Origin of the sequence: Sphingobium sp. ba1 (assembly GCF_000743655.1) — a bacterium.
Classification (GTDB): Bacteria; Pseudomonadota; Alphaproteobacteria; order Sphingomonadales; family Sphingomonadaceae; genus Sphingobium.
This window is the reverse complement of record NZ_JPPQ01000069.1, coordinates 2,628,443-2,637,646: the sequence shown is the minus strand read 5'-3', so window position 1 is coordinate 2,637,646 and position 9,204 is coordinate 2,628,443. Positions and strand designations below refer to the sequence as shown.

At 59.4% G+C, this 9,204-nt stretch carries 8 protein-coding genes; 7 read left to right on the top strand and 1 reads right to left on the bottom strand.

What is annotated here, in order from left to right; all coding sequences use genetic code 11:
- The 7 genes from IL54_RS15950 to IL54_RS23160 form a co-directional block, all read left to right on the top strand.
- Nucleotides 1-336, top strand: a 336-nt coding sequence (locus IL54_RS15950; RefSeq protein ID WP_443211064.1) for an AMP-binding enzyme, incomplete at its 5' end; no start/stop codon positions are given.
- The gene (locus IL54_RS15945; RefSeq protein WP_037476847.1) at nt 333-1,772 is read left to right on the top strand and encodes an aldehyde dehydrogenase family protein; all 1,440 of its coding nucleotides are present in this window, start codon (nt 333-335) and stop codon (nt 1,770-1,772) included. The genes IL54_RS15950 and IL54_RS15945, both read left to right, overlap by 4 nt.
- Before the next feature lie 66 nt (nt 1,773-1,838).
- Nucleotides 1,839-4,457: a TonB-dependent receptor gene (locus IL54_RS15940; protein ID WP_237748913.1), complete on the top strand. Its 2,619-nt coding sequence runs from the start codon at nt 1,839-1,841 to the stop codon at nt 4,455-4,457.
- Nucleotides 4,458-4,519: 62 nt separating this feature from the next.
- A complete protein-coding gene (locus IL54_RS15935; protein ID WP_037476846.1) occupies nt 4,520-5,290 on the top strand; it encodes a glucose 1-dehydrogenase in 771 nt (256 codons plus the stop codon).
- A 33-nt stretch (nt 5,291-5,323) separates the two neighbouring features.
- Nucleotides 5,324-6,454 (top strand): phosphotransferase family protein, encoded by a 1,131-nt coding sequence (locus IL54_RS15930; protein ID WP_162182236.1) that lies wholly within the window; start codon nt 5,324-5,326, stop codon nt 6,452-6,454.
- The gene (locus IL54_RS15925; RefSeq protein ID WP_237748911.1) at nt 6,451-6,945 is read left to right on the top strand and encodes a hypothetical protein; all 495 of its coding nucleotides are present in this window, start codon (nt 6,451-6,453) and stop codon (nt 6,943-6,945) included. Before IL54_RS15930 ends, IL54_RS15925 begins: the two co-directional genes overlap by 4 nt.
- 118 nt (nt 6,946-7,063) lie before the next feature.
- Nucleotides 7,064-7,441: an alcohol dehydrogenase catalytic domain-containing protein gene (locus IL54_RS23160; protein ID WP_076605520.1), complete on the top strand. Its 378-nt coding sequence runs from the start codon at nt 7,064-7,066 to the stop codon at nt 7,439-7,441.
- Here the strand turns inward: IL54_RS23160 and IL54_RS15920 are convergent.
- The gene (locus tag IL54_RS15920; RefSeq protein ID WP_037476845.1) at nt 7,359-8,666 is read right to left on the bottom strand and encodes a hypothetical protein; all 1,308 of its coding nucleotides are present in this window, start codon (nt 8,664-8,666) and stop codon (nt 7,359-7,361) included. The two genes, IL54_RS23160 and IL54_RS15920, sit on opposite strands and share 83 nt — an antisense overlap.
- Nucleotides 8,667-9,204: the final 538 nt, after the last annotated feature.

Below are 9,204 nucleotides of genomic sequence, written 5' to 3'. Positions count from 1 at the left end.
GTGAACATCTACCCCGCCGAGATCGAAGCCGCGCTCGCGGTTCATCCGGCGGTATTTGACGCAACAGCTTTCGGCGTTCCCGACCCGAACTTCGGCGAGGCCGTCCAAGCCGTCATCCAGCTGCGCGCTGGCGAGGGCACTTTGGAACTAGCGGATGAGATACTGGCATTTCTTCGCGAGCGGCTTGCGCCATTCAAGCTGCCGAAGTTCATCGCTTTTCGCGCCCACCTGCCCCGAACCGAAACCGGGAAGCTTCAGAAGCACAAGATACGCGACGATTACATCGATCCCGCAAGTCGCGGTTATGACCTGCGCCGCCCGGGAGCGGACGCATGAGCCGCTACCGGGTCGATACCCATTTTGTCGCCGGGGCTATGCGTGCCAGCTCCGCCGACCCGATATCGATGTTGAGCCCTATCGATTTGTTGCCGCTGACGTCGCTCCGGCTCGCAGACGATGCATTGGCGGAGCTGGCGATCGAGGCTGGAACGGCGGCTTTGGAAGCGGCCGAACAAACGACAGTCGCCCAACGCGCCCTAGCGCTCCGCACGCTCGCTGATACGCTGGATGCGCGAGGCGACGAGCTTGCCGAACTGGCCGCTCGCGAGATTGGTTGCCCTATCGCCCAGGCAAGAGCCCTCCAAGTCGCAAGCGCCAGTGGGCTACTGCGAGCGATCGCCACGTTGGTTGAAGCGCACCAATTCGAAGAGAACCGGCCGGCTGCGCGCGGTGGGCGCGTCATTGTCCGGAAGGTTCCTGTGGGTCTGGCGGTGGGCATCGTCGCGTGGAACGTTCCCATGTTCCTGGCGTGCGAGAAACTGGCCTCCGCTATCGCAGCTGGCTGTCCCATCATTCTCAAGCCCTCGCCCGAGAATGCCCGGACGATGCAGATCTTTGGCGAAGCCGTCATGGCGCTCGATCTGCCAAAGGGAATGATCGCTGTTCTAACGGGTGATCGTGACATTGGTCGACGATTGGTGGCCGATCCGCGTATTTCGAAGGTGAGCTTCACCGGCAGCACTGCGGCGGGGCAAGCCGTCGCGGAAGTGGCGGCGCGTCGGTTCGCGCGCTGCACGCTCGAACTTGGAGGCAAGTCAGCCGCCATCCTGCTGGACGATTTCAAGATCGAGGATCGCGCTCACGAGCTGTTCCTCGCCATGATCCAGAACAATGGCCAGGTTTGTGGTGCGCAATCGCGGATATTGGTGCCGCGAGGCAAGACCGGGGCAATACGCGACGGCATTGCCGCCTTGTTCGACGGTTTGAAGGTGGGCGATCCCCTCGACCCGGCAACAGATGTTGGTCCGCTGGCGACGCGCGTGCAAAGCGAGAAGGTCAAGGCGATGTACGCCGACGCCTTAGCAGCAGGAGCCCTTAAAATTGGGGGCGCGCACGGGGCGGGAAGTGCTTGCCTTGTCGACCCGGCGCTGCTCCTGACCGCGCCTGACGCTCGCATTGCGCAGGAAGAGGTGTTCGGTCCGCTGACTGCGCTGATCGAATATGATGATGTCGACCAAGCGGTCGCGATCGCCAATGACAGCGTATACGGCCTTTCCGGCTCGGTATGGTCTCCTGACCTGAATCGCTCAATCCATGTCGCCCGCAGGCTGCGGACGGGAACTGTCGGAATCAACTCGAAGCGAATTTTAGATTTCGGGGCGCCGTTCGGAGGCTTTCGAGCGTCCGGGATCGGCCGCGAGCTCGGGCCGGAAGGCATCGACAGCTATCTCGAGAGCAGCTCGATCCTCCTGCCGGATGCTGCCGCACACTGATCGCAAACCACAGAGCCGAGCGGCTAAAGCCGCCAGTTTTCAAGAAAACACACGGAGGAGAAGGATATGATGGGTAAGAATTTTGCAGTGATCGCCGCAGTGTCATCGACAGCGATGACGATGTGCCTATGGGCGCAAGGCGCGTCGGCACAGCAGGCATCAGCACCTGCTCCCTCGCCCGCCATCGCGCCTCAAGCTGACGCGCCGTCCGGTATGGCCGACATCATCGTAACAGCGCAGAAACGGGCGCAAAATCTCCAATCCGTGCCGGCCGCGATCTCCGCGATCGGCGGTGAGGAACTGCAAGCCCGCGGCATCGCCCAGACAGCAGATCTGATGGGGTCGATGCCCAACCTTCAGGTAACATCGGCCTATGGTGACACCCAGCCGAACTTCTCGCTACGCGGCATCTCCGTGGCGAACGAGTTCTCGGCCACCACCGCATCTCCGGTTGGCGTTTATGTCGATGAAGTCTATCAAAGCTTTCGCGCCAGCCATGGCCAGCAGCTTTATGACCTCGAGCGCGTCGAGGTTCTGCGTGGCCCTCAAGGAACGCTTTATGGACGCAACACTACAGGCGGTGCGATAAACTTCATCACGCGCAAACCCGGACTCGGCGACGCCAACGGATATCTGACGCTGGGATATGGCAACTTCAATGCCAAAACGGCACAAGGAGCCCTCGAATACACACTGATTCCAGACGAATTGGGCATTCGCGTCGCCGGCACAGCTTCAAAAAGCCGCGGATACACCTTCAATCCGACCCAAGACCAATGGTTCTCCAACAGCAACAGCATCGCGGGTCGGGCTTCCATCCGTTGGAAGCCGTCGTCCGACCTAGACATTACGCTCAAGGGCTATTTCGCACGCAACAATCCCAAGGCTGATCTGGCATATGGCATCGGCTACCTTGAGGGTCGAACCGACGCGACCGGCTACTCGCGGTTTGTACCTAGACCCGAACTGGGGGGGCGTACGCTGGGCCAGAACGAAGTACAGTCCGACACCGGCGGCAACTACTACACCGCTTCGCGTGGAGGTTCGCTCAATATCAAATGGAACTTGGCCGACGATATCTCACTGACGTCGATCACGGGCTATGATTGGGGAAAATACAGGCTCTCGCCTTTCGACTGCGACGGCTCGCCGACCAACACTTGCGCAATTCGCTACAATTCGACCAGCAAGAACTTTAACCAGGATCTCAGGATTTCCTATGATGGTGATCGCCTGAGCCTGATTGGCGGTCTCTATCACGGCGTCGACAAAATTGACACGCATAACGAGCCGGACTTCTTTGGCTTCTTGCGGCCCCTGCTGAGCGGCGCCGGCTTGCCCGGTTCGTTCAACAACAGCGCGATCGCCGTTGGAAACTCGCTGCGCACTCTGCCGGCCTTTGCGCTCGACGCCACACTGACCCCCAGCAGTCCAGGATTCTGTGCGCCGGTCGTTGTGAATCCGAACGGTTTCTTCGATGCGCGGTCGCTCGTCGCGTTCAACTATGATGTCGCCACCACCAACACGCCTGGTGGCACCGCGGCACAGGCGGCCTGCGCGGCTGCCGGCGCGCTTCCGTTTGGGCCGATCGCCGCCGACCAGCGCTTCACGCTGGAGCGTCCATCGACCGCCATCTATGGAGAAGCGAAGTTTAAGGCCACAGAGGACCTCTCGATCACTGTCGGCCTCCGCTACACTTGGGACAAGGTGAAGTTCAAGAATGGACGCACCGTCCTTTATGCTCTCGACGGCACGACGCCGGCCGTGGGCCTCGTGCCCTACAGCAACCCTTATAACCCTGCGCTCCCCGCCGTGAACCAGAGCAACTCGAATGGCGCTCTTACGGGTCGCATCGTAGTCGATTACAAGATCGCGCCGGACATTCTCGCCTATGCCAGCTACAGTCGCGGATATCGGTCGGGCACTTTCAACGGCTTGGCCTATCAGGACATCAGCCAGGTCTACTTCGTCGATCCGGAAAAGGTGAATGCCTATGAAGGCGGCATCAAGACCCGCTTTTTCGATCGGCGCCTCCAACTCAACCTCGCCGGCTTCTATTATGACTATGGCAAGCAGCAGATCGCGCAGATCATTGGTGCGACCTCCTTCCTTCGCAGCGCTAACGGACGCGTGTTCGGCGCGGAGGCAGAACTTGAGGCGAAGCCCTTCGAAAATCTGCACCTCAACGCTGCGCTGGGACTGCTGAACAGCAAATATAAGGGCAATTCTACCAGCACTGCCGATCCCGCGAACACCACGATCAACATCAACGGAAACCCTTTCCCGAACGCGCCGAAGATGACCTTCTCGGCAGGCTTTGATTGGACCATGCTGCGCACCGAGGCCAACGATGGAAAAGTCGTTCTGCGCGGCGATGTGCAGTATATGGGTCGCTACTATTTCGACTCTTTCAAGAATTACGGGCAGGATCCTTGCAACCAGCCCAAGGCGGGCTCGATCGTGCTCTCCGCAACACCCGAAATTGCATGCGGAAACCCGAGCTACTGGCTCGTCAACGGACGGCTCTCGTACGAGACCAAAAACTACTCGGTTTCGGTCTGGGCGAAGAACATCACCAACAAATTCTACCATACTTACGGCCTGAACCTGAACGCCTTCTACCTGGACTATTTCAATCGCGGATCGCCGCGCACCTTTGGCGTCGAAGGCAGCGTCAAGTTCTGAATTGAAGCGGGTTGGGGGACCAGCAATCGTTCCCCAACCCTTATAACGAGGATTAGTTTGTGATGCGTTCAAGATTGGCTGGGAGAACTGCGCTGGTGACAGGTGCCGCTTCAGGGTTAGGCGCCGCGATCGCTGCACGCTTTTCTGCCGAAGGTGCTGATGTGATCGTCAGCGACCTCGATGGCGAGCGGGCAAAGGCGCATGCGGCAACGCTCGACGGCCGTGCGCTGGCAATCAAGCTGGACGTTACCGACGCGGATAGCTGGGCCACCGCAATTGATACCGCCGAGCGGGAATTCGGAAAGCTAAACATCCTCGTTAACAATGCCGGCATCTGTCTGCCCGGGTCTGTTGAGGATTTAAGCTACGAGGACTGGCGTCTCACCCATGCTGTGGACCTCGATAGCGTTTTCCTGGGCTCAAAAGCAGCCCTGCCGCTAATGGCTCGCACGTCCGGTGAATCCGGCGGTGCGATCCTCAACATATCTTCCATTTCGGGGATGGTGGCCGCTGGCAATATGGCAGCCTATAATTCGGCCAAGGCCGCTGTAAGGCATCTTACAAAGTCCATTGCGCTGCATTGTGCGAAGAAACGATACGGGATCACCTGCAACTCGCTTCATCCTACTTTTGTCGACACGCCACTGCTTGACGAATTCGCTGGTGAGCGGTCGCGTGAAGAAACACTACAGAAGCTCGCCAGGCAGATCCCGATCGGACGGATCGGTGTCCCCGATGATGTCGCTTGGGCCGCCGTTTATCTTTGCTCGCGCGAAGCCGCATTCATCACCGGCGCGGAACTCGCGATCGACGGTGGTCTGTCGGCGATGTGATCCTTCAACAAAATGGTGAGAGAGGAAGTTTGTGTGATCGATACTGAACCGCATTTGGCGGCAATGCTTGAAGCCAGAAAGGCCAGGCGCCCCCTGCCACCCTATATCCCGCAGGAAGATTCGGCGATCCAACGGCTGCTTGACGCTTTCTTTGCTGACAAACTGCCGGGCGCCTCGATCAGCGGCATTTCGCGAATGGGTGGGGGAGCATCCAAGGAGCAGTTTATCTTCACGCTGAAACCGCCAGCAGGTCAGCCTGCGCGCTACGTACTGCGGATGGACCCCCTGGAGGCGATCACCGAGACAAGCCGATTGCGCGAGTTCGAAATTCTCGAAGCGTTTGATGGGATCGTGCCTGTCCCAAAGCCAGTGTGGATGGACGCAGACGCAAAGACGTTTCCGCGGCCAGCCATGATCATGGAGTTGGTCCGGGGAAGCACCAAACCCAGCAATATCGACCTCTCCGTCACAGGTATCGGTACGGTGCTCGGCGAGCGGCTGCGCCAGATCATTCGACCGCAATATCTCGACATGCTCGCAAAGGTGCACAATTTCGATTGGGCAAATGCAGACCTCCCATCGTTTGCGGCACCGACGGCGGATCCCAAGCAGCCGACACGTTGGCTTATCAACTTTTGGAAAGAGCTCCTCGAGCAAGATGTGGTCGCACACGAGCCGGTGATGCGCCTCGCAACGCAATATCTCGAAGCTAATATTCCAGATTGCGATAAGCCTTCTCTGGTGCACGGAGACTTCCGAACGGGAAACTACCTATTCGACGAGGAGACGGGTGAAGTCACGGCTCTGCTCGATTGGGAGATGTGCTACATCGGCGATTATCACGCCGATTTCGCATGGCTCCTCGCCGCAGTTTTCGGAACGAAGATCGATGGCGTTTTCCGGGCAAGCGACATTTTTGAAGGAGAAGACGACTTCATCACCGCGTACGAGAAGGTGAGCGGCAACCGGGTCGATCCCAGAAAGCTCTATTATTTCAAGATATTTAATTACTGGAAAAGCTATATCCTGGTTTCGGTTCTTGGAATGCGTGCTGCCAACGCGCAGCATAATCACCAGGACGTCCTCCTCACCTTCCTCGCCGCCACCGGACCGATGCACCTCGCCGGACTAGCGAGCCTTCTCTCGACGGGAGAACCGACGTGAATCCTTCTGTTCCCGACCGCCTCGCAAGCGCCATCCGTGCTCTGAGCTATGTCGTCTTGCCCGCCCTACCACCGGAAGCCAGTCTTGCCCGCGAACAGACCCAGCTCGTGATCGGTCATTTGCAGATCACATTGGCCCAATATGCGGACACACCTGCATTCGAGCAGCAGGAAGCAGGCGATTTTCGCGACTTGGCGATTGCGGTCGCACAACTAGCGGCGGGCGGGCCATCGACCATGGCGGCAGTCAACGACCTTACAATCGCCTTGGACGAGAGCAAGGGGTCGCCAGCGCTCGCCCAGACCAACCAGCTTCAAAAAGCGCTAGACGGCTTGTTGGTCGCTCTGGTCGCAGATGGTGACGAGGCTGCTGGTGCTTCGGTCAGGGCCAAGGTTCTCGAGGAAGCGACACATCGAGCTGACGTCGATCGGCGCTGGTTCTCGCTCATGGGCTTTGATCCCGAGATATTAGAGACCATGCAGGCAGGTTGAGCCTGCGCTGCTGGGTTTGGGCCGGCGATGCAGGAAGTGGAACGGTCTGATGCGCGCAATTACCCTTAGGGCGTCTGGAGGTCTGGAGGTCTCGACAATCTGAGGCTGGTCTCGCTCGATGAGCCCCCCCGCGCCTGGGTCCGGCGAGATCGCCGTGGCCATGCACGGTAGTTCGCTCAACTTCCATGACCTGCTCGTCGTACAGGGGAACATCCCGACCGACGATGAACGCATTCCCCTGTCTGACGGCGCGGGCATCGTCGATGCGGTCGGCTCCGGCGTCACCGACTTTGCCGTCGGAGATACAGTCGTTTCGACGTTTTTCCCTGATTGGCTCGCAGGCGGAGCTACAGCTGGAGATTTTAGCCGCGCTCCCGGTAATGGTCTCGACGGATATTCCATGCACGCGGCACTCAATCGTCCGAGGCTGCGGCATCCACTTCTTCGAACGTCATCGCCAGCTTTTGCCGGATCGGCTCCCCTTCATGGGAGGTAATGACGACCTCAACCTCCACTCCCTTGTCGGTCAGGCCAGAATGCCGCGTTAGCAGGAAGGTATCGAAACTCAATTCGCATTTCTGCTTGAGCGACTTGACGGAAAACTGCGCCGTATGGGGATCGTCCTCGTCGACAAAGACTGTCCCGTCGTGAAAGTCGAAGTCCGGACGAGCGAAGTCGAGATAGCGAGGCGAGGCCTGCGCGAAATAGGCGCTGAGCTTGCCGAAGTTACCTGGAGACGCCGGAGGTTTCGGCGCCTCAGGCTCCTCTGGTCGGTCGCGCATGGAGGACAGGAAGATGGATTTGGGAAAGCGCAGGGTGACGTCGATGTCGGTCGCGGTCGCCGATCCGTCATTGCTCAGCGTGATGGAAACCGACGCCGTGAGTCGAAGCGCCTCCGTCCAGAAGTTCATGTCCGCCAGATACTGGTCGTAACGCGCATAATAGGCGGTGATCGCCTCATTATATTCCTCGACGCGCTCGCGGCTCCCGCCGCCCTGATTGTAAAAGGCACGCAGTCCCCCGATCTGGACCCCAGCGGTCTCACCCGGCTTGGGTGGCACAGGCAGATAGCTATGCTTCGCCCTGATCTTGGCCAGGCCGGGCACCGCGAGATCCAGGCAGCGCGCATTGCGGATGTTGCGCCGGGTTTCGCCGTCCTTGAAGGTGACGGCAAGCTTGGGCTGCCGGGACTTGAGGCGTGCAATTTCACGCTTCGCGTCACGAAGCTCCTTCTGCTCGGCATCGACTTCGGCCGGAAGGCGCAACGTGTCAGGTAGTCGCAGGACGGAAATCGGGCGGGAGCGCAGTTTCATCGCCATCCCGCCGTCGTTCGACGCTATAAAGGTAGGCATGCCACTTATGCAATGCCGCTCGATCGCTGCTGCTATATAATGGTCGTCATTGACCTCGCGCACGAGGTGATGGGAGGCGAAATCGATCCCCGGTTCATGCTCTGCAAAAACTAGCACGACATGGGACCGCACGACGACGGGATCGGGCAGTTCCATCTTCTCCACAAGGAAGTCGATCATCGCGCCCGCGCGCGCCTTGAGCGCCGATGATGGACTGAAAATCTTCTTCTGCTCAAGCTCGCGCAAGAGGATCGGGGTGATGACGAGCGTGCAGTGTCTACATCCGGTCAGCCCGCACCAGTCGATTTGATCGAGCCGCGTAAAGTGCAGCACCTGATTGGCATCGATAAGGATTTCACACTGGTTCAAAACGCACTCAACTCCGCTTCCTGTTCGCTCTCGTTCACCCGTTCGGCATTCTGACGATTCCAGCGTCTATCCTGTCGGCCGATTTCGACTCTGCCAAGCAGATATAGCGATAACTGACTGCGTGCCGTTCGACTTCGCGTGACCGATGGCTTGAGACTCACACGATGTTACGAAACATGGACGCCCCGGCTTTGGCCGGACGCGCTCTATCCCGATGCAGCCGCTTCGGGACCAAGCCCATGGGTCTTGGCCCTGCGGGTTACGATCGCTGGCGCTAGGTCGGCCGCAAGGTCCGACCAGTGGTCGCCGCGCACCGCGCGGCGGCGTTCCCGTGTGAGCCTCTCCCAGGACGCGGGAGTAGGCGGCGCTCCTTGCTAGGCCCTACGCGGTCGCCGGCAACCCGCAAGCGGGTGCTCCACTTAGGTTGCGCCCTTCGGTGCCTGCGCCCGCCGGAGCGGGCCTTTCCAGTCGCATTTCGCCGCCCACCCCCGCTTTCCGGGGAGGCTCATGTTTTTGGGCAGGCAGGAGGACAGGATAT